Origin of the sequence: Curtobacterium sp. NPDC089991 (assembly GCF_044748425.1) — a bacterium.
Lineage (GTDB): Bacteria > Actinomycetota > Actinomycetes > Actinomycetales > Microbacteriaceae > Curtobacterium.
Genome location: NZ_JBIVGB010000006.1, coordinates 196,531 through 215,872 on the forward strand (window position 1 = coordinate 196,531; position 19,342 = coordinate 215,872).

Consider the following 19,342-nt stretch of genomic DNA (forward strand, 5'->3'; position numbering starts at 1 on the left):
AGCGCGTTACCATTGGCTACGTGCTCATCTGTCTCACGGCGTCGCATCGCAACGCCAGCTTCGACCTCTTGGAGCGACTGAGCATCGCTGCCCCGGCCGCAGCAGGCCACCTCGTGACGGATTCCGACGTCCTGGACGGCGCCGTCGTCCTCGCCACCTGCAACCGTTTCGAGGCCTACCTCGACATCGCTGGCGACGACCGCGACTCCGCCGTCGCCGCCACCGTTCAGGCCGTGGCGGCTGCGAGCGACCTGGACGCCACCGAACTGCGTGATTCGGTCAACGTGCTCGGCGGCAAGGACGTCGTGCAGCACCTGTTCGCCGTGTCGAGCGGACTCGAGTCCGTCGTCGTCGGCGAGACCGAGATCTCCGGCCAGGTCCGCCGCTCGCTCGAGGACGCCCGGAGCAACGGCACCACCACCTCGGACCTCGAGCGGCTGTTCCAGGAAGCCGCCCACACCTCGCGCGGCGTCAAGACCCGCACCCGGATCGGTGCCGCCGGTCGTTCGCTCGTGCGCCTCGGCCTGCAGCTCGCGTCGTCGCGCGTCACCGACTGGGCCCACACCCGCGTGCTGCTGATCGGCACCGGGAGCTACGCGGCCACCACCATCGCGGCCCTGCGCGACCGCGGCGCCGTGCACATCCAGGTGTTCTCGCCCTCGGGCCGTGCCGCCTGGTTCGCCGCGAAGCACGACCTCGTCGCCGCCCGTGACCTGCGCCACGCGATCGGCACCAGCGACGTCGTGATCACCTGCACGTCGAGCGAGCTCCCGGTCGTCGCACCGGCCGACCTCGACGACGGCATCCGCCGAATCGTCATCGACCTCGGACTCCCCCGCAACGTCGACCCGGCCGCTGCCGGTGTCGACGGCGTCGAGCTGCTCGACCTCGAGACCATCAGCCTGCACGCCCCGATCTCCGAGCTGAACGCCGAGTCCGAGGCCCGCGCGATGGTCGACGACGCCGTGTCCCGCTTCCGGGCGCAGGCGCTCGAGCAGTCCACCACCCCGGCCCTCGTCGCGTTCCGCAAGCACGTGTTCGACATCCTCGACGACGAGATCGACCGTGCGAAGCGCCGCGGTGACGCCGACGGCGAGTCCGCCGAGCACACCGAGCGCGCCCTCCGGCACCTGGTGGGCGTCCTGCTGCACCGCCCGTCGGTCCGGGCCCGCGAGCTCGGCCGCGCCGGCCGTGGCGAGGAGTTCGTGGGGGCCATCGACGCCCTGTTCGGCGTGCGACCCGAGCCCGAGGCAGAGCTGCCGGCGCCCGTCGTCCCGCTCGCCGACCGCACCGCCCTGGACCCGACCGTCTCGAAGCGCGCCGACGAGGCGGACGCGAGCTGAGCCTCCCGGCCGACACGACCCAGCCACCCACGCTGCGGGTCAGCGCGCTCCTGCTGGTGCGGGACCGACGCGTCCTGATGGTGCGTGCGCGAGCGCGCGACGTGCTCTACCTGCCCGGCGGCAAGGCCGAGCCGCACGAGACCGACCTCGACGCCGCCATCCGCGAAGCACACGAGGAGACCGGCCTGCGGGTGACCGCCGATGACGTCGACCCGTTCGGTGTCGTCCTCGAGCCGGCCCACGGGCAGGCGCCAGGCACCATGGTCGCGATGACCCTGTTCCTGGTCCGACCAGGAGGCCCGTTGGACTCCGCCACGCCCGTCGCCTCGGCAGAGGTCGACGAGGTCGAGTGGGTCACCTCGGCGGACGCCGGTCGCTGCCCGCCAGCGGGCGTGGAGACGCTCCGCCGCCTGGTGGCGGCGGAGCGCATCGACTAGTCGTCAGGCCTGGTCCTTGTCGACGTAGTGACCGGTCTCGCCGTCCTGCGTCGGTTCGGCCTCGCCGGGGATGTCCGACTCGACGTACTCGCCGTCGGGTCCGCTCGACTCCGGGCGGGCCTCGCCCGGGATGTCGCTCGCGACGAACTCGCCGACGGGTTCCGTCGTCGTGACGCGCTCCTCGCCGGGGATGTCGCTGTCCGTGAAGGCACCTGCGCGGGTCTCGACCCCGTCCGCGCGGCCCTCGTCGCCACGTGCCTGTTCGTGCTTGCCCGTCATGTCCGACCTCCGCTGCTCGGGTTCCTTGCTCCGGAGTGTGCTCGCGGTCCCTGGATGCCGACCGAACCGCGATCTCCCGGTGGTGGTTGCCTGTGCACCATGCAACGCAGCAGTCGATTGAAGTTCCTGCTCGCCGTCACCGGGCTCGTCGCAGTCGGGGCGTTGGCGGGTTGTGCCTCCGGCGGGGAGCCCTCCGCCACCGAGACGGTGACCGCACCCGCGCCGTCGCCGTCCGCGTCGTCGTCCTCGTCGGCGTCGTCGTCGTCCCCGACGCCGTCGTCCGGCTCGTCGGCGTCAGCCGGCACCGGTTCCGGGTCCTCCGGATCCGGCTCGTCGGGGTCCGGGTCGTCGGGGTCCGGGTCGGCCGCCGGCAGTCGCTGTGCCGCGTCCTCGCTCGCCGCCAGCATCGAGCCGGGCAGCGGCGGTGCGGCCGGCAGCGTCATCGTGCACCTCGCCCTGCAGAACACCGGGTCGACCACCTGCACCCTGCAGGGCTGGCCGGGCGTCTCGTTCGTCGGCGGCGGCAACGGCACCCAGATCGGTGCTGCGGCGACGCAGGAGAAGAGCTCACCGCACCCGACCGTGAGCCTGGCCGCCGGGCAGACCGCCGTGGCACCGCTCAAGATCGTCCAGGCCGGGAACTACTCGAAGGCCGACTGCTCACCGAAGACCCCGGACGGCTTCCGCGTGTACCCGCCCGGATCCAAGCAGTCGCTGTTCGTGAAGGACGCCGACTACCAGGCGTGCTCGTCCGCCGATGCGTCGCTGCTGTCCGTGCAGGCGCTCGTGCCGGAGGGGCAGGCGACGTCGTAGCGGGTGGGTGACGGCTGGCTCGTCGGGCAGCCGGATCACCGTGATGCCCACGGAGGGCACCTCCGGCAGTTCACCGCACGCCCGGCGGCGGTGTCGACCTCGGCCTGGCCGCCTCGGGCCTCGTGCACGATGGACCGGTGACCTTCGCCATCAGGGACGAACGACCGGGGACCGACGAACTCCTCACCCTCTACGAGGCCGTCGGGTGGACCGCGTACACGCAGGACCCCGCCGCCCTCGCCAGGGCGATCGCGGGCTCCGACACCGTGCTGACCGCACGCGACGACGACGACCGCTTGCTCGGGCTCGTCCGCACGGTGTCCGACGGCGTGACGATCGTCTACGTCCAGGACCTGCTCGTGGTGCCGGAAGCGCACCGGTCCGGCGTCGGCGGCGCGTTGCTCGACGCCGTCCTCGAGCGGTACGCGGGTGTCCGCCAGACGGTCCTGCTCACCGATGCGGAGCCAGGTCAGCGCGCGTTCTACGAGTCACGTGGCTTCGTCGAGGTCCACGACGTCGCCCCGCAGCCGTTGCGGTCGTTCGTGGTCCTCCGCTGAGCACCGATGGGTCTCGCGACCGATACCGCACTGCGACGGCCCGTTCCTAGACTCACGGCATGGGGGCTCGAAGACGAACACGGTCCGCGGCAGCGATCGCGACCACACTCGGGGCCCTGCTGGCACTCGCAGCGTGCACGATGCCACCGCCGCCGCACGGGTCGGAGGCGGCGCTCGCGGACCTGATCGCGGACGTCGATCGGCTGCCCGGCGTGGGCTCGACCGAGGGCGAGATCCGCCAGTTCGACGCCAAGGACGACCCGGACAACTGGCTCACGTCGCTCCGGGTCACCGCGGACACCGCCGACCTCGCCGTCGCCGAGCGGGTCCGGCAGACGGCCGAGCGCGGTGTCACCGGCACGACGCTGCAGGTGACACTCGACGTGCCGTCTGCGCGGAAGACCGCTCCGGTCAGCCTCGATCCGATGGACCGCAGGGTCGTCGGCCTGGCCGGTCGGCTGCGCACGCGGACCTTCGTGCGACAGCTGTGGATGACCCCGACCGGTTCGAGGATCGGGCTCGTGCGGGACGTCAGCTTCAGCGATGCAGCGAAACGTGTGCGGACGATCACCGGTCCAGAGCCGACGAACACGAGTACGACGAGGACGACGACCTTGAGCCGCGGCGACGTGTCCGTCGACGTCACGGCCACGCACCCCGGCCGGGCCCTGATGCGCATGATCGACACACTCGCCGACGACCACCACGTGGAGCGCCTCTACTACTCGCCCGGGACGACGTATGCAGACGCGGCGCGGGCCCCCGACGACGCTTCCGGCCTCCCGGCAGTGGCCGATCGGCCGTCCCTGTCGATCGGCGTGCGTCCGCTCGGCGACGTCGCCGAGACCCTCGCCGCGACGACGGACGAGGCAGCCGATGCACACCGCGCACCGCGGACCGCCTTCGACCTGGGCAGCGGCGCAGTCAGTGGGTGGCTCGGGCTCCCCCTCGACGCACCCAAGCCGCGGGATGTCGGTCCGGACGGCGACGCACCGACGAGTCCCACGCCGACCCCGTGGGTCCCTGCAGACGTCAACGACCGCGCCACCGTGCTCCGCGCGTTCCTCGAGCGGTCAGCAGCCGCCGCCGGGGTCCCGGCGACCGTGACGACGGGCACCGAACAGTGCGCGACGTCCGGGTCGTCCGACACGACCGGCACCCGGGCGACGGCGCTCAGCGTGGTGCCCGTGTTCGACGTGGTCGACGACGCCCAGGAGCCGTTCGACGCCGTGACCGCGCTCTGGACGTCCGAGGGCCTCGGGGTCAGTGACCGCGCGATGGGCCGTGACTTCTGGTCGTCTTCCTCCGGCGCAGACCCGGCCACCGCCAGCATCCGCGGCACCGTCGACGGGTTGAGCCTCACCGCCGAGTCGGCCTGCGTGCCGCCACCCGACGCAACGTCCGAGGGGAACTGAGCGACCCGGTCAGCGGCGCGCCGGGGCGTGCACTGCCTCGAGCAGTTCGGTGCCCATGGTCCGCAGTGCCTCGATGACCGCGAGGCGCCGCTGCAACGTGGCGTCGTCGAACGTCACCGTCACGGCGTAGCTGACCGACGACCCCGGGCCGCGGAGGATCCCGGCCTCGGCGCGGACGCCCGTGCTCGAACCCGTGACCGCGACGACCTGCAGCCCGTGGTCGAGCGCACGGTGCGCCAGGGGGTCGAGGCCGAACGAGCCGGCGACCAGGTTCAGATCGCTCGCCAGCGACAGCCAGCCGAGCACCCGGTTCGAGACCGCTTCGTCCACGACCTCGCCGAGCGCCAGTCCGCGCATCACCCACGCGAGCTCACCCGTCGGGGCCACCGAGGCGTCCGGGGCGTCGTCCGGACCACGACGGTCGCGCACCCGGTCGATCAGCGCGGTCCGCTCGATGCCGAGCGACTCCGCACGCTCGCGGACGGCGTCGATGCCGACCGTCGACAGCAGTGCGTTCATCGCCCAGGTGTCACCGGTGGCGCCGACCAGGGTCGCCAGGTCGGGCACCTGCATCGTCGGTTCCTGCAGGAACTGCCACAGCCCGGCGCCGGTCGCGGTGTCCCGTGCCATGCGCTGGAGGCGGTCGCCGTGCAGGCGTCCGTCCTCGAGCTGTGCCGCGACCTCGATCAGCAGCAGCACCCTGCCGAGGCTCGCGACGGGCTGCACGACGGTGTCGTCGATCGCGAGCAGGGCCTTGCCGGTCGAGGTGTCGATCACCGAGGCGCTGACGCCGGCGCCGTCGAGGGCGAGGGCACCGAGGGCCTCGGTCGTGGCGCCGAAGCGGTCGTCCGGCCGACCGCTGTGCCGACCGCGGGCCCGACCGCCACCATCCGAGCGGTCCTCCGGCCGCCGACGGCGTGACGACCGAGCCGCGTCCGGCTCCACCATCACCAGATCGCGACGCGCTCGGCGGGGTCGAGGTACATCGCGTCCTTCTCGGTCACGCCGAACGTGTCGTAGTAGCCGTCGATGTTGCGGACGACCTGGTTGCACCGGAACTCGTTCGGCGAGTGCGGGTCGATCGACAGCAGGCGCGCGGCTTCCTCCGGACGGATCGCCATCTGCCACGCCTGCGCCCAGCTCAGGAAGAACCGCTCGGCACCGGTCAGGCCGTCGACGACCGGGGGCTCCTGACCGTCGAGCGACAGCAGGTACGCCTTCCACGCGATCGACAGGCCACCGAGGTCGCCGATGTTCTCGCCGATCGTCAGGGCACCGTTGACGTGGCCGTCCGGCACCTCGGTCGGGACGAGCGCGTCGTACTGGGCGATGAGGGCCTTCGTGCGCTCCTCGAACGCCGTGCGGTCCGCCTCGGTCCACCAGTTCTCGAGCTTGCCGTCGCCGTCGTACTGCGAGCCCTGGTCGTCGAAGCCGTGCCCGATCTCGTGGCCGATGACGGCACCGATCGCCCCGTAGTTGGCGGCGGCGTCGCGCTCGGCGTCGAAGAACGGGAACTGCAGGATCGCCGCGGGGAACACGATCTCGTTGAAACCGGGGTTGTAGTACGCGTTGATCGTCTGCGGGGTCATGAACCACTCGTCGCGGTCGATCGGCTTGCCGATCTTGCCGAGCTCGCGGTCGACCTGGAACGACGCGACGGCGCGGACGTTCGCGACCAGGTCGTCGGGCACGACCGGCAGCGCCGAGTAGTCGCGCCACTTGACCGGGTACCCGATCTTCGGCGTGAACTTGTCGAGCTTGTCGAGGGCACGCGCACGGGTCTCGTCGGTCATCCAGTCGAGCGCCGTGATGCTCTGCCGGTACGCCTCGACCAGGTTGGCGACGAGGTCGTCCATCGTGGCCTTCGAGGTCTCGTCGAAGTGCTCCTGCACGTAGATCCGGCCGACGGCCTCGCCCATCGCGCCCTCCACCAGGGAGACGCCGCGCTTCCAGCGCTCGCGCTGCTTCGGCGCCCCGGTGAGGGCGGTGCCGTAGAACGAGAAGTTCGTGGCCGAGAACGCGCTCGTCAGGTACGCGGCCGAGCCACGGATGACCTGCCAGCGCAGCCAGTCCTTCCAGACCTCGAGCGGCTGGTCGCGCAGGAGCTCGGCAAGGCCCGTGATGAACGACGGCTCGCGGACCACGACGGTCTCGAACGCGCCGGCCGGTGCGTCGATGGCCTCCCACCACGTCTGCAGGTCGATGCCCTCGGCGAGCGCCGCGACCTCGGCCCAGGGCAGCTTGTTGTAGGTCTTCTGGCTGTCGCGGGTGGTGACGTTGTCCCAGTGCTTCGACGCCAGGGCCGTCTCGAGCGCGATGACGTGCTCGGTGCGGTCGCCGCCGTCCTCGAACCCGGCGAGCGGGAACATCGCCGCGACGAACTCGCGGTACTTCGTCCGGATGTCGGCGAAGCGCTCTTCTCGGTAGTAGGACTCGTCGGGCAGGCCGAGACCGGACTGCTCGAGGAACACGACGTAGGACTCGGGGTCGCCCGGGTCGTTGTCGACGAAGAGCTGCAGGAAGCTCGGCAGCCCCAGGCGCTCGAAGCGTCCGACGGTGGCGATGAGCTCCGGCACGGACTCGATGGCCGTGATCTCGGCGAGGAGCGGCTCGATCGGCGCGGTGGCGAGCTCTTCGAGCCGGGCTTCGTCGGTGAAGGAGGAGAAGAGGTCACCGACCTTGCGCTCCTCGGTGCCGGGGGCGGCCTGCTGCGAGCGCTCGATGATCTCGCGGACGGCGAGTTCGGCGGCCTCGGCCAGCACCGTGAACGAGCCGTAGCGGGCCTTGTCGTCGGGGATCGGCGTCTCGGCGATCCAGGTGCCGTTCACGTGGCGGTACAGGTCGTCCTGGGGGCGCACCGCGGGGTCGAGTTCGTCAGTGTGGATGCCGGAGGCACGTGCGACGTCGGTCATGCCGTCCACGATAGCCACCGACGCCATGCAGCAGGTCGGTGTCCGTCGTCACCTGCGCACGGCTGCCGGTACGGTCATCGCATGGGACTTCCGTGGAAGCTGCACGGCGACGGCAAGACCGTCTCCGCGACGACGATCGTGGCACCGGACGAGCGACTCACCTGGGGCCGGACGATCGGTCTCGGCGTGCAGCACGTCGTCGCGATGTTCGGCGCCACCTTCCTGGTGCCGCTGCTGACGGGGTTCCCGCCGTCGACGACCCTGCTGTTCAGCGGCATCGGCACGATCCTGTTCCTGCTCATCACCGGCAACCGGCTGCCGAGCTACCTCGGTTCGTCGTTCGCCTTCATCGCACCGATCGGTGCTGCCACCAAGATCGGCGGCATCCCCCTCGCCCTGTCGGGCATCATCGTCGTCGGCGCCCTGCTCGCGATCGTCGGGCTCGTCGTGCACCTGGCTGGCGCCGGGTGGATCGACCGCCTGATGCCGCCGGTGGTGTCCGGCGCGATCGTCGCCCTGATCGGGTTCAACCTGGCTCCGGCGGCGAAGGACAACTTCACCGCGGCCCCGGTCGTCGCGGTCATCACCCTCGCCGCGATCATCCTGGTCACCGTCCTGTTCAAGGGGCTGATCGGTCGCCTGTCCATCGTCATCGGCGTGCTCGTCGGCTACGTGGCGGCTCTGATCGGCGGCCAGGTCGACTACTCGAAGGTCGGCGATGCCGCCTGGATCGGCCTGCCGACGTTCACCGCTCCCGCGTTCGACCCATCGCAGCTCGCGATCTACCTGGCGTTCGTGCCGGTCGTGCTGGCGCTCGTCGCCGAGAACGTCGGCCACGTGAAGGGTGTCGGACAGCTCACCGGCCGCGACCTCACGCCCCTCACCGGCCGGGCGCTCTTCGCCGACGGCATCTCCACCGTGCTCGCCGGTGCCGGCGGCGGCTCCGCCACCACCACCTACGGCGAGAACATCGGCGTCATGGCCGCCACCCGCGTCTTCTCCACGGCCGCGTACTGGGTCGCGGCGATCGCCGCCGTCCTGCTCGGCCTCTCCCCGAAGATCGGTGCGGTCATCTCCTCCGTCCCCGCCGGCGTGCTCGGCGGCGCGACCACCGCCCTGTACGGTCTGATCGGTGTCATCGGCATCCGGATCTGGGTCGAGAACCGGGTCGACTTCTCGAAGCCGAAGAACCAGCTGACCGCTGGCATCGCGCTCATCATCGGCATCGCGGACTTCACGTTCGCGTTCGGCCAGGCGAGCTTCGGCGGCATCATCCTCGGCACCATCGCCGCGATCGTCGTCTACCACCTGATGGACCTGATCGGGCGGGCGCGCGGCACCGACGAGGCGACGCCCGTCGCCTCGGAGGACGCGCACGCCGCCACCGGCGGTGTCCCCGCCGAACCACGCGCCGACTGACGCGATCGGTCGGCCGGAACGCGCGTCCGGCCTGACGACGTGGGACCACCGGACGGGAGGCCCGTGGCAACGCCGCCACGGGCCTCCCGTCCGTCACGGCGCGGGTCGGAGATCCCGCGTCACGCGCGGAACGGAACGACGCCGCTGGCCGTGCCCTGTCTGCTCACGAGGGCAAGTCAGGCGCCGGATAGGCGTCCCACCCGCCGCTGCCACCGCCGTCGCGTGCTTCGGCAGCAAGCTGGCGGCGGATGTAGGCGCCGAGGTAAGGCAGGGAGAACTGTACGTACCCGTGTCCGGCTGCGTGGACGTACCCACTGTCGATGAGGCGCTTCTTGTAGACCTGCACGTACGCATCGGACACACCCATGCGCTTGACGATGTCGGCGACTTTCGTGCGATCGTCGTCCTGGGCCATTGCGTCAAGGAATTTCTGATCGACATCGGAGAGGTCGCCGTAGACACGGCTGATGACTCGACTCTCGACCGCCCTGATGGCTTTGTCGTGGGCGACGCTGGCGTCGGCGAGGGTGATGGTGGGTGCTGTCGAGTTGTTCCGCCACGCGTAGTCGCCAGCGAGCTGCACAAGGTAGGGGTAGCCCTGGGAGAGGGAGACGAGCTTGGTAAGCGCTTCATCTTCTACGCGCCGACCACCGACGCGCGCTGTCTCGGCGAACACCCGCCGCGTCTCCGGTGCGGTCAGGCGCTCGAACTCCACCTCGCGTGAGCGTCGCAAGAAGGTGGTGTGCTCTTCTGCGAGAAGTGCGTCGAGGCTCACCTTCACCCCGGCGAACACGACCATGATCTGCGCACCGTCACGGAGTGCGTGCGAGATCTGCAGAGCGAAACGGCTCAGTTCACGGAGACGGACCTTGCCGGAGGACACCTCGTCGATGGTGATGAGGATGCCCCCGCTCGTTCCGAGCGCAGAAGAAAGGGCGGTGAGGTCGGAGCGCAGCTGCGGCTTCACACTGCGGTGCCGGTTCACGTACTCGATGTCCGCGCTGAACTCCCAGACCCCGAACGAGGTCAGTCGCGCTCGACTCGCCGGGGTCATGTCGTTGATGAGGGTAGGGATGGTTGAGTCCATCACCCGTCCCATGAGCCCCGCACTGGCGTCATCGCTGATGACCAGCCAACCAGCGTCACGGGCATGATCTTCGAGGGTCGTCATGAACGAGGTCTTGCCAGCACCACGCAGTCCAGAGACGAGGACGGAATGGTTCTCGCCGAAGTCGAGCGTGTCGAACACGGCACGGAGATCCGTGAGCTCTTCCCTGTGCCCGCCGAAGATGACAGGCTTCCTGCCGTAGCCCGGTGTGAACGGGGACGGTGCTGTCTCGACCATCGGGGCCTCCGAATCGTATTTATTTTATTCTATTCGCGAACAGCGTCCGACACCAGGACTCCTCGCGACGGTAGGCCCCCTGCCCGCCCTGCGGCCACACTCACCTCGCTTGCCGACGACGGGTGCGCATCGCCGCCAGAATGGGCCGGTGCCCCGACCGACGCGACCCGCATTGACCAGCGAACGGCGTGCGGTCGATCGCGACATCGTGCGGCTGGCGGTACCCGCGCTCGGCGCGCTCGTGGTCGAGCCGCTCTTCCTGCTCACCGACACCGCACTCGTCGGCCACCTCGGTGCGACACCCCTGGCGGCCGTCGGACTCGCGAGTGCCGTGCTGTCGACGGTGACCGGGCTGCTGGTGTTCCTTGCGTACTCGACGACTCCGGCCGTGGCGCGCGCGCTCGGCGGTGGTGACCGTCGCGGCGCAGTCCACGCCGGCATCGACGGGATGTGGCTCGCGCTCGTGCTGGGAGTGGTCCTCGCGCTCGTCGGGTGGCCGCTCGCCGGACCGCTCGTCGACCTGTTCGGTGCGTCGCCCGACGTCTCGGCGGCGGCGACCGCGTACCTGACGGTGTCGCTCATCGGGCTGCCCGGGATCCTGGTCGTCACCGCCTCGACCGGGCTGCTGCGCGGGCTGCAGGACACGAAGACCCCGCTCGTCGTCGCGACCATCGGGTTCGTCGCGAACGGGCTGTTGAACGCCGTCCTGATCTACGGCGCGGGGTGGGGCGTCGAGGGGTCCGCCGCCGGCACCGTCATCGTGCAGTGGGCGATGGCGATCGTCTACGTCCGGATCGCGGTGCGCGCCGCGCGATCGTCGGGAGCGCCGCTGCGGCCCGGCGCCTCGGGCGTCGTCCGGGCGCTGCGGTCCGGGGCCTGGCTGTTCCTGCGGACCGCGTCGTTGCGGATCGCGATGCTCGCGACCGTCGGGGCCGCTGCCGGGCTCGGGACCGCGGGACTCGCGACCACGCAGGTCGGGCTGACGGTGTTCTCGACCCTGGCGTTCGCGCTCGATGCCCTGGCCATCGCCGGGCAGGCGCTCGTCGGGCACGGGCTCGGGGCGCGGGACCCTGAGCGGGTCCGGCTGGTGACGCGGCGGCTCGTACTGCTCGGGATCATCGGTGGGGCGCTGCTCGGGGCGCTGACCCTGGCCGTGAGCGGAGTGCTCGGGCCGGTGTTCTCCGACTCGTCCGCCGTGCGGGACGCGCTGCCGCTCGTGCTGGTGCTCATCGCCGTCGGGATGCCCGTGGCCGGGTACGTCTTCGTGCTCGACGGGGTGCTGATCGGGGCCGGGGATGCGCGGTACCTAGCGATCGCGGGCGGCGTGAACCTGGTCGTGTACCTGCCGCTGCTGTGGTGGGCTGGCGGGACGCTCGCGGGGCTGTGGGCGGCGTTCGCCCTCGGGTACATCGGGGTCCGGGCGGTGACGCTCGGGGTGCGCGCGCATCGGCGTGGATGGGTGGAACAGGCGTTGGCGCGGTGAGCGGGTCTTCTGTTCGGCCTTCTTCTGGTGCGTCGTCCTCGGTGGCGTCGTCGGCGGCCCTCGCCACGGTCGGGATCGGGGTGCAGGGCGTCGCGAAACTGCTCGTGACCGTCGTCGTCGGGCGGGTGTTCGGCACCGAGACCCTCGGGCAGACCACGGCGCTGTTGTCCCTGTCGGTGTTCGTCGCGCTGCTCTGGCCGAACGCCGCGGGCAACACCGCCTCTCGGTACCTGGCGATCGCGTTGCGGGGTCGGCGGTCGGACGCCGCGGTGAACCGGGTGCTCGGGCTGTCGATGCTGATGTCGACCGTGGTGCTCGCCGCGGTCACCGTGCCGGTCGCGGTCGCCTGGGGCAACGGGCCCGGCATGGTGCTCGGTGGTGTCGGGGTCGTCGTCGGCTACGGGCTGTACTGCTACGCCCGCGGAGCGCAGCTCGGCTACGGCCGGGCGCCGCGGGTAGCGCTCTGGGACTCGGTGACGAGCGTGCTCGCGCTCGGACTGCTCGTGGTGGCGTGCATCACTCGGCTCGAGCCCTTCGTGCTGCTGCCGCTGGCCATCGGGTACACGGTGTTCGCGATCGCGTGCTGGCCGCGGTGGAACGACTTCGGCCCTGCCGCTCGCGAACCCGCCGCAGGGGTGCTCGGGTTCGCGGCGTGGAACGTGCTGGCGGTGGTGACCTCGAACGGGTTGCTGCAATTGACGATGATCTCGGCGCAGGTGACCTCGTCGGCGCACGAGGCCGGGGTCTACGCCGCGGCGTTCACCCTGGCGACGCCGGCATCGATGCTCGGGCAGGCGCTGGGGCAGGTGCTCGTGCCGGCGTTCGCGCACCGGACGGATGGTGGGTCCTTGCGGTCTCGCGGAGCGCTGATGCTCGTCGTCGGGTTCGCCGCTGCTTCTGCCGTCGTGTTCGGTCTGGTGGCGCTGCTCGCCGGGTGGTTCCTGCCGATCGTCTACCCAGCCGAGGGGGCTGCTGCCGTGGCGGACCTGCGGTACTTGATGGTCGGGGTGTGGGTGTTCACCGTCGGGCTCGTGCCGGCGGCGCTGTTGCTCGCATCGGGGCGGTCACGGCAGGTCGCGCTGGCATCGGTCGCAGGCTTCGTCGTCGGGGCAGTGCTCATGGCGGTGCTCGGGCCGGTGGCCGGCGTCGCGGGTGGGACGACGGGGTTCTTGGTGGGGAGTGCTGTCAACCTCGTGGCGGTGGTGGGGCTCGGGGTGCGGCGGCGCTGATTCCTTCGCACGTGGTGGGCGTCGGTGGAACGCCTCGTTTGACGTCCCGTCATTCGGAATCGTTTCGGACCACCTATCCGAGAACGCCCCCATCAGGAAGCACGGGGCTCGAGGGGGGAGCTGGACCGCTGCGCACGAAGTCGCGGTAGTCGACCGGCTATTGAGGCTGGCGATATCCGCGATCGGCGGCTGGCGGGCAGGTTCGAGGGTCGTGACTCACTGTTCCTCATAGTCAGCGAGCTCGGTGCTCGACGAGGTAACCACTGGCTCGTCATGATCACCGTGCAGCACCTCATCTACGGGCACACATCCGTGCTCGTCAGCGAGGCCGTCGCCGACGTCGTCTTCCGCCAGTGACGTCTGAGCGATCTCGTCCTGGCTGCGAGCGTTGCACCGCCGGCCCAAACCACATGACCCGGCAGAATCCGACTAACGAACCTGCACGGGTGGAGTTGCAACTTTGAAGTCACGAACTGGCAGGTTTTGGTCACACTGGGTCGTTTGTTGTTGGCGCTTCTAAGGCAGGTAGGGACAATTGTCCGGGAGCAAGGAGCTCCGCGGGTACTTCCTCCGTGATCGAAGTGAGCGCCTTCTTGTACTCATCGAGATCGGCACCGATAGCGACCGGGGTATGAACGACCAACGCGATCAAACCCAATGCCGCTGCGAGTCGCTTCACGCCAGACAACACGCCCTTTTCCGATGGGGGCGGCACCATCGACCACGGGTCAAGCGCCAGCTGACCCCGGAAGCGCTTGGCCTCTCGAATCAGAGCATCGGCGCCACCGATTTTGAAGAGATCGACGTCGTGGATGGCCGAGTACGCGTAACCGAGCAAGGTCTCCCGCACTGCGGCTGGGAGATCCGTTGCGTCGTTGATCGACTCGATCAACGCCTGCGCGCTGTCTCGTACTTCCGCTAGTTGGCCCTCGGACGGGGCAGCGACTCCAGGTAGGCGTTGCAGAAGGCGGCTGCAGCTCCTGAGGGACTGGACGTGTCCGGTGTCAAAACGCTGCTTCATCAGCGACATGCCGTTTGTCGCCTCAGCGACGACTGACATGGCGGCCCGAGCCGCCGTGAGAGCAGGGGTGTAGTCATCGAGGTTCTCTTCGGCGTGCTCGGTGGATCGGAGCAGGCCCTCGACTACGTCCGGGAGCACGAAGAGCGGGGCGATGCCGGTGATGATCGGGCCGGGCCCTGTGCCGTCTGGAAGATCGAGATAGCTCCGCCACCCCTCGAGTATTGAAGTGTTCGGGTGCACGCCTGCGCAGTGCTCCAGGAATCGGTACAGCCGGCCTGCCGGGTCGCTGAGGAACTTATCCACGGGCTGACGTTATCTCAGCCTCGATGACTTCCGCTCGGGGAAGCGCGAGGTCGAAGGACGCTGCCAACGGGTGCCTGTCGAGCGCCCGGTGAACTATCGGCTGGCGGACAAGCGGACACATCACGCGATGCTCGTTGACCCGCGGGACGTGCGGTGGGAGGCTCGCCCGATGCGGGGGAGTGAGCGTGCGCTGATCCTCCGACCGACCACGCCCGACGACTTCCCCGAGGTGCAAGCTTTGTTCCGTGATCCGGCGTTCGAGGGATGGGGCGGCCCTGGGTTCCGGTCCGACTCGCAGCTCCGAGAGAAGTACCTGGGCGCTCGCCTCCCGGACGTCGAGTGCTTCCTGATCGAAGTCGACGACCGAGTGGCCGGCTTCACGCAGTTGTACGCCGACGGGTCGGGCGCAGGCATGGACCTCATCCTGCTCCCCGCGGAGCGCGGCAAGGGTCTCGGTCGACAGGTGGTCGAGGTCGTGCTCGAGCGGGTCCGGGCGCGCGGCAGGACCCACTTCGTGGTCGACCCGTCGCCCGAGGACAACGATGCGGTGGCGTTCTGGCACGCTGTTGGCTTCCGCGGCCAAGGCGTACTCGTGCACCACCTCGATGACACCGGCGAGTCCTCGGCGGATTGAGCGTTTCGAGGGATGCCCGCGAGGAACGGAGCCGCGCGTCGGACCACAGCAGGGCGTCGCCAGCGTGCGCAGAACAAAAGACGAAAACCCGTCTCGATAGCCGATCCCCTATCGCACGCTCTCGCCGCTTGACATCCGGTGCACAGTGGGGACATGAGTGATCGAGAACGCCGGGCTGACGGGCTGGCGGCCATCATCGGCGGTGCGGCCGCGTTCATCGCCATCGTCGTCGTGATCGTGTGGGCTCTCGCAACACAATCCCCTGCCATTGCGACCTGACGGGTTGATCGTGTGCCTCGATCGCGCGGACAAGCCGGGCCGTCGCCCCGTGGCGGGTCCACTTGCGGAACTATCCCCTTCACCAAGAGTAGTCAGCCAAGCAACGTCAGAGCGTTGAAAAGCGCTCCGATCGCACCGAAGAAACCAGCGCAGAGCGCGGGCAACGCTCCGACAGCACCGATCCCGAACGTCGTCCACCCGAGCACTCGCACCCAAGTCACGCCTCGGCTGTTCCGCGCGGTGCTGAGCCCAGTGAGAATCGCGATAGCAGCTGCCGGCACTGCGAGCACGAGCACTGTGCCCACGAGGAACTCGGCAAGGGCAACTTGAGCGGGTGGATCTTGAAGGATGGGCGGATTGTTCAGGAAGTCGAGGTGGGCTTGGTAGGCGGTCTCGAGAGGAACGTAGTGCGCTTGCGCTACGCAGAAGAGCAGCACCCACGCGGCAACGACTGCGAGGCCTGTGAGCGCGTGTCGGTCGTCCCGGTGACCCACGGCGTTCTCCATGACTAGACACCCTGCCACCCGAACTCGTGCCTGTGAATCGGGCGGAGCGACGGACTCTCGACGCCACCCTTCGGTCACCCTGTTCCGGTCAGCGGTGCGCCTCGATGACCAGCTTGACCGCTTCCCTCGCCGCTTCCGGCACCAACGGGATGTGCGCGAGCAAGCCCAGTGCCACCCACCTCGGCTCGTACTGGTTCAGTTCCGAGGCACGGTCGATCTCTGGACCCCCGAGTACCAACGGACCAGGACGCACTCGCGCCACGAAGTAAGCCGCGGGAACGGCGCTATCCACTGGTACGTCCAGCAGGTCGCCGATGCTCGCATCAAGGCCCGTCTCCTCACGCAACTCGCGCTGACACGCTTCGCGGAGACTCTCGCCTTCCTCGACCCCGCCACCAGGGAGCACACAGTAGTGACGACCGTTCTTCAACCGATCGATGACGAGCAGGCTCTCGTCTCGGACGACAACGGCCGCTGACCTGATGCGCATCCGGCTAGCTCACCACAAAACGCCTATCCGAGTGCCACCGTCCGGCATCATGGTGCCTCGATTGACGATCGAATATCGGGCGTGACCTGCCCCAACAGTTGGTGGTCGGAGTCGATTCCGGTCTCTTTGTGGCGGCGGTTGAGTTGAGCAGCTTCCGTAGGCTGGTGGCATGGAATCAGCGACCACTTTGCTGCGGTACTGCTACCCCGATGGGCGCCTGCAAGCTGCGTTCCCGCTGCTGCTGCTCGAATCGACGGAAGATCGGCTCGTGGGGTGGCAGCCCTTGGGGTCCGAGATTGCGTACTGGGCAACCTCGAGCGGAGAAGACCCGAGGGCAACGCCGCTCGAATCGCGATTCCATCAGATCCTCACGACCGGTAGGAGAACTTGGACAGGCAGTAGTGTCCTTCGAGTCATTCCCCTGGATGAGCCGTGGCAGGTGGTGCACTTCTGGGACGCGTCAGGCACGTTCACCGGGTGGTACGTGAACCTCGAGTCTACTAAACAGAAGCACCGGCTCGGCGTTACCGCAGTCGACTGGCACCTGGACCTGCTGATTTCCCCCACGTTCGAGGTTGCGTGGAAGGACGAGGACGAGGCCAAGGCGGCGGTCCGGACCCAGTACTTGCGGGAGCAAGATCTTCTCCGGGCCCGGCGAACCGCTGAGCAGATCGCGGGAGACCCTCGCGGGTTCGTTGACTCACTCGGGCACTGGGACACCTTCCGTCCTCACACCAACATGCACGAACCATTGGTGCTGCCGAACGGATGGGACGCTCTCAACCCCTAGCACCCAGTGTCTCTGGTTCGGCCCCGACTGCGATGCGAGCCGGTCGCTCTCAGAACGATTACCTAGCAGTCCGGTAGTCGATCGGTTATTGCGACGGGCAGTGCTCGACAGCTTCGCAGTCACCTTCGACCCGATGGAAAACGCGCTGAGCCCGCGAGCACATGTGCTCGAACTGCGGCAAGGATCGATTCGCTGCATGCCAGGCGAGGTTGTTCAGGCATGCGCCGACGACCAAGGTGATGAATGCGGCTGAACCGGACGCCGAAACGCCGGCTACGGTCAGACGCCGGAAGACGGTCTCAGGCGCGTGACCACTGATCACGCACTGCCGGTACAGGTCAGCCAGATCGAGGGCTCGGTGGCCACGTCCGACCGACTCTGCATCGACGAATCGAGATTCGCCGGTCGGCGTGACGATGATGTTCGACGCGCTCAGGTCGCCGTGGACGATGTCGTCACTGGGGAGCTCGACCGTCCCCGCGACCGCGACGAGCGAGCGCGCATCCGCCGCTACCCGTGCTCCTGCTTGCGATCGACGTGCAACGCCACCGAACCATGGATGTCGGTCCATCGTGACGGCGACGATCTGGGCAGAATGGTCGTACGCGCCCGCGACCGCCAAGCCCTTCTGCCGCCGGTTCGCGCCGATCACCGCGTCGACTTGGGCGTTCTTGGAGACGTCGAGGATGGCGCCTTGGACGAACTCTTGGACGTGGAATGCGCCGTCGCCGAGCGGCCCGACTGCCAGCCAGTCCGCGACGGACCACTTCGCCTGCGTCGCTTTCATGACACGAGCGGCTGCGAGCACCCGAGCGGCCTTCTCCGGGTCAGGCTGGAATTTCACCACCACGGGCCCGACCGGCGATTCCGCGAGCAGCGCGCCGCCCTGCTCGCCGCCGGTCAGGCGCCGCCCGTTGCTCAGGACGTAGCCGGAGAGGTCGGAGATCCGAGCGAGAAGGTCACGCATCTCCTGATGCTGACACAGCGAACGTCGCACACCAGTCACACGACGCGCGCTTGACCCGTCGGCGCGGATGGACGATCGTGACGTGCATGCACATGGCGCGGAAACGCAGAGATTCTGGCGCTGATCGTGTCCGCCTTCGTGCCCTGACCGACGACGACGTTGCGGCGCACAATGCTGGCGAGGACGACCAGACCATCCGCTGGCTCAGTGGCACACCTAGCACGACGCAATCCACTCGACGACACTTCGAGATGCTCGCACTCAACGAGCGCCGAGGAGCGGGCAAGCGCGGGTTCGGCGTCCTGCTCGACGGCGAACTCGCCGGCTACATCGACTTCGATCCCGACGCGGACGACCTCCCGGAGCCCGGTGACGTGAACATCGCCTACGCGGTCCATCCGCGGGCTCGGCGGCAAGGTGTCGCGACCGCGGCGATCAGCTTGCTCTGTGCGCGCCTCCAGAGACTCGGAGTCGGGCGCCGCGCGATCATCCGGGCAGAGATCGACAACGCCCCATCCGCCGCAGCCGCTCGGCGCAGCGGCTTCTTTCACCTCGGCGACTTCCCTGCCCTCGGAGAAGCTGGCCCGGGCGGCGAACCGGTGATCTACCGCACCTTCGGCCGACTCCTCACCGACTCCTCGTCGTGACCTACAACTCCTCAGGTGTACGAGTTTCTCGATCCGGTTCATGAGCGTGTGCGTGCGGGCCAAGGACGCGCACACGCTGCCAGCGGATCAGCGGAAGCGAGATGGGCTCGCTTGTCCGCTGACCGATCGTTCAGTGAGACGAGGGCGCCGGTGGTGGTGTCTATGCTGCTGCACGATGTCGACGATCTGCCCGAGCACCTTCGATAGGTGGAGATGTGACCTGATCCTTGGTCACTCTGGAGAGCACGAGTGTGTCTACGGGAGCGAGCGGGTGCGTTGGAACGAGCGGGCCACAGGTCACGCGCTCCGTGAACGAACTCGATTGCCGAGGTAACTGGCGGCACGTCGGACGTCGCCTGCTTCCCCTCCTCGGAAACAAGCAACGCCCCGTCGCGAGCGACGGGGCGTTGGCCGTTCCGGTCTGCCATGCACAGCCGGAGTACGTGGGGTGTTACTTGATCTGTGCGGTGATG

General features: G+C 68.9%; 20 protein-coding genes. 12 read left to right on the forward strand and 8 right to left on the reverse strand.

Translation table 11 applies throughout. From position 1 onward, the window contains the following. Positions 1-20 precede the first annotated feature (20 nt). Positions 21-1,343, forward strand: a complete 1,323-nt coding sequence (locus ACIPV1_RS16935; RefSeq protein WP_123294506.1) for a glutamyl-tRNA reductase — start codon at positions 21-23, stop codon at positions 1,341-1,343. A 32-nt stretch (positions 1,344-1,375) separates the two neighbouring features. Next, a complete protein-coding gene (locus ACIPV1_RS16940; protein ID WP_260097337.1) occupies positions 1,376-1,780 on the forward strand; it encodes an NUDIX domain-containing protein in 405 nt (134 codons plus the stop codon). Between the two features lie 3 nt (positions 1,781-1,783). On the opposite strand, the gene ACIPV1_RS16945 is transcribed toward ACIPV1_RS16940, so the two are convergent. Continuing rightward, complete coding sequence (locus ACIPV1_RS16945) at positions 1,784-2,059, reverse strand: hypothetical protein (RefSeq protein ID WP_123294504.1); 276 nt, start codon at positions 2,057-2,059, stop codon at positions 1,784-1,786. A gap of 99 nt (positions 2,060-2,158) precedes the next feature. Here ACIPV1_RS16945 and ACIPV1_RS16950 point away from each other — a divergent pair, with 99 nt between their 5' ends. The 3 genes from ACIPV1_RS16950 to ACIPV1_RS16960 all read left to right on the forward strand — a co-directional run bounded on the left by ACIPV1_RS16950 (position 2,159) and on the right by ACIPV1_RS16960 (position 4,844). Beyond that, positions 2,159-2,872, forward strand: coding sequence for a DUF4232 domain-containing protein (locus ACIPV1_RS16950; protein ID WP_402726873.1), 714 nt, complete (start codon positions 2,159-2,161; stop codon positions 2,870-2,872). Between the two features lie 137 nt (positions 2,873-3,009). Continuing rightward, complete coding sequence (locus ACIPV1_RS16955; RefSeq protein WP_123937197.1) at positions 3,010-3,429, forward strand: GNAT family N-acetyltransferase; 420 nt, start codon at positions 3,010-3,012, stop codon at positions 3,427-3,429. A gap of 59 nt (positions 3,430-3,488) precedes the next feature. Further along, entirely contained in the window at positions 3,489-4,844 is a 1,356-nt protein-coding gene (locus ACIPV1_RS16960) for a hypothetical protein (protein WP_402726874.1), read from the forward strand. 9 nt (positions 4,845-4,853) lie between these two features. On the opposite strand, the gene ACIPV1_RS16965 is transcribed toward ACIPV1_RS16960, so the two are convergent. Together ACIPV1_RS16965 and ACIPV1_RS16970 are read right to left on the reverse strand one after the other, a co-directional pair. Further along, the gene (locus ACIPV1_RS16965; protein WP_123294500.1) at positions 4,854-5,792 is read right to left on the reverse strand and encodes a serine hydrolase; all 939 of its coding nucleotides are present in this window, start codon (positions 5,790-5,792) and stop codon (positions 4,854-4,856) included. Further along, the gene (locus ACIPV1_RS16970; protein ID WP_402726875.1) at positions 5,792-7,756 is read right to left on the reverse strand and encodes a M13 family metallopeptidase; all 1,965 of its coding nucleotides are present in this window, start codon (positions 7,754-7,756) and stop codon (positions 5,792-5,794) included. The genes ACIPV1_RS16965 and ACIPV1_RS16970 overlap by 1 nt, the downstream gene beginning before the upstream one ends. Before the next feature lie 81 nt (positions 7,757-7,837). Here ACIPV1_RS16970 and ACIPV1_RS16975 point away from each other — a divergent pair, with 81 nt between their 5' ends. Continuing rightward, on the forward strand, positions 7,838-9,175 hold the full coding sequence (locus ACIPV1_RS16975; RefSeq protein WP_131844981.1) for a uracil-xanthine permease family protein: 1,338 nt from the start codon (positions 7,838-7,840) through the stop codon (positions 9,173-9,175). A 163-nt stretch (positions 9,176-9,338) separates the two neighbouring features. Here the strand turns inward: ACIPV1_RS16975 and ACIPV1_RS16980 are convergent, their stop codons facing one another. Further along, a complete protein-coding gene (locus tag ACIPV1_RS16980) occupies positions 9,339-10,520 on the reverse strand; it encodes an ATP-binding protein (RefSeq protein ID WP_123294496.1) in 1,182 nt (393 codons plus the stop codon). Between the two features lie 172 nt (positions 10,521-10,692). Between ACIPV1_RS16980 and ACIPV1_RS16985 the strand changes: the two genes are divergently transcribed. Together ACIPV1_RS16985 and ACIPV1_RS16990 are read left to right on the forward strand one after the other, a co-directional pair. Continuing rightward, on the forward strand, positions 10,693-12,003 hold the full coding sequence (locus tag ACIPV1_RS16985; RefSeq protein WP_402726876.1) for an MATE family efflux transporter: 1,311 nt from the start codon (positions 10,693-10,695) through the stop codon (positions 12,001-12,003). Then, on the forward strand, positions 12,000-13,232 hold the full coding sequence (locus ACIPV1_RS16990; RefSeq protein ID WP_402726877.1) for a lipopolysaccharide biosynthesis protein: 1,233 nt from the start codon (positions 12,000-12,002) through the stop codon (positions 13,230-13,232). Before ACIPV1_RS16985 ends, ACIPV1_RS16990 begins: the two co-directional genes overlap by 4 nt. Before the next feature lie 487 nt (positions 13,233-13,719). On the opposite strand, the gene ACIPV1_RS16995 is transcribed toward ACIPV1_RS16990, so the two are convergent. Continuing rightward, positions 13,720-14,556 carry a hypothetical protein gene (locus ACIPV1_RS16995; RefSeq protein ID WP_402726878.1) on the reverse strand — a complete coding sequence of 279 codons (837 nt, stop codon included), beginning with the start codon at positions 14,554-14,556 and terminating at the stop codon, positions 13,720-13,722. Between the two features lie 169 nt (positions 14,557-14,725). On the opposite strand from ACIPV1_RS16995, the gene ACIPV1_RS17000 reads away from it, so the two are divergent. Both ACIPV1_RS17000 and ACIPV1_RS17005 read left to right on the forward strand, forming a co-directional pair. Then, entirely contained in the window at positions 14,726-15,190 is a 465-nt protein-coding gene (locus ACIPV1_RS17000) for a GNAT family N-acetyltransferase (protein ID WP_402726879.1), read from the forward strand. A 153-nt stretch (positions 15,191-15,343) separates the two neighbouring features. Then, on the forward strand, positions 15,344-15,469 hold the full coding sequence (locus tag ACIPV1_RS17005) for a hypothetical protein (RefSeq protein ID WP_279388066.1): 126 nt from the start codon (positions 15,344-15,346) through the stop codon (positions 15,467-15,469). Between the two features lie 92 nt (positions 15,470-15,561). Here the strand turns inward: ACIPV1_RS17005 and ACIPV1_RS17010 are convergent, their stop codons facing one another. Then, on the reverse strand, positions 15,562-15,975 hold the full coding sequence (locus tag ACIPV1_RS17010; RefSeq protein WP_402726880.1) for a hypothetical protein: 414 nt from the start codon (positions 15,973-15,975) through the stop codon (positions 15,562-15,564). Between the two features lie 88 nt (positions 15,976-16,063). Continuing rightward, positions 16,064-16,465, reverse strand: coding sequence for an NUDIX domain-containing protein (locus ACIPV1_RS17015; protein ID WP_402726881.1), 402 nt, complete (start codon positions 16,463-16,465; stop codon positions 16,064-16,066). Between the two features lie 169 nt (positions 16,466-16,634). Between ACIPV1_RS17015 and ACIPV1_RS17020 the strand changes: the two genes are divergently transcribed. Beyond that, entirely contained in the window at positions 16,635-17,255 is a 621-nt protein-coding gene (locus ACIPV1_RS17020) for a DUF402 domain-containing protein (protein ID WP_132100419.1), read from the forward strand. 85 nt (positions 17,256-17,340) lie between these two features. Here the strand turns inward: ACIPV1_RS17020 and ACIPV1_RS17025 are convergent, their stop codons facing one another. Further along, positions 17,341-18,222, reverse strand: coding sequence for a phosphotransferase family protein (locus ACIPV1_RS17025; RefSeq protein WP_402726882.1), 882 nt, complete (start codon positions 18,220-18,222; stop codon positions 17,341-17,343). 92 nt (positions 18,223-18,314) lie between these two features. On the opposite strand from ACIPV1_RS17025, the gene ACIPV1_RS17030 reads away from it, so the two are divergent. Next, on the forward strand, positions 18,315-18,869 hold the full coding sequence (locus ACIPV1_RS17030; protein WP_402726884.1) for a GNAT family N-acetyltransferase: 555 nt from the start codon (positions 18,315-18,317) through the stop codon (positions 18,867-18,869). Positions 18,870-19,342 lie beyond the last annotated feature (473 nt).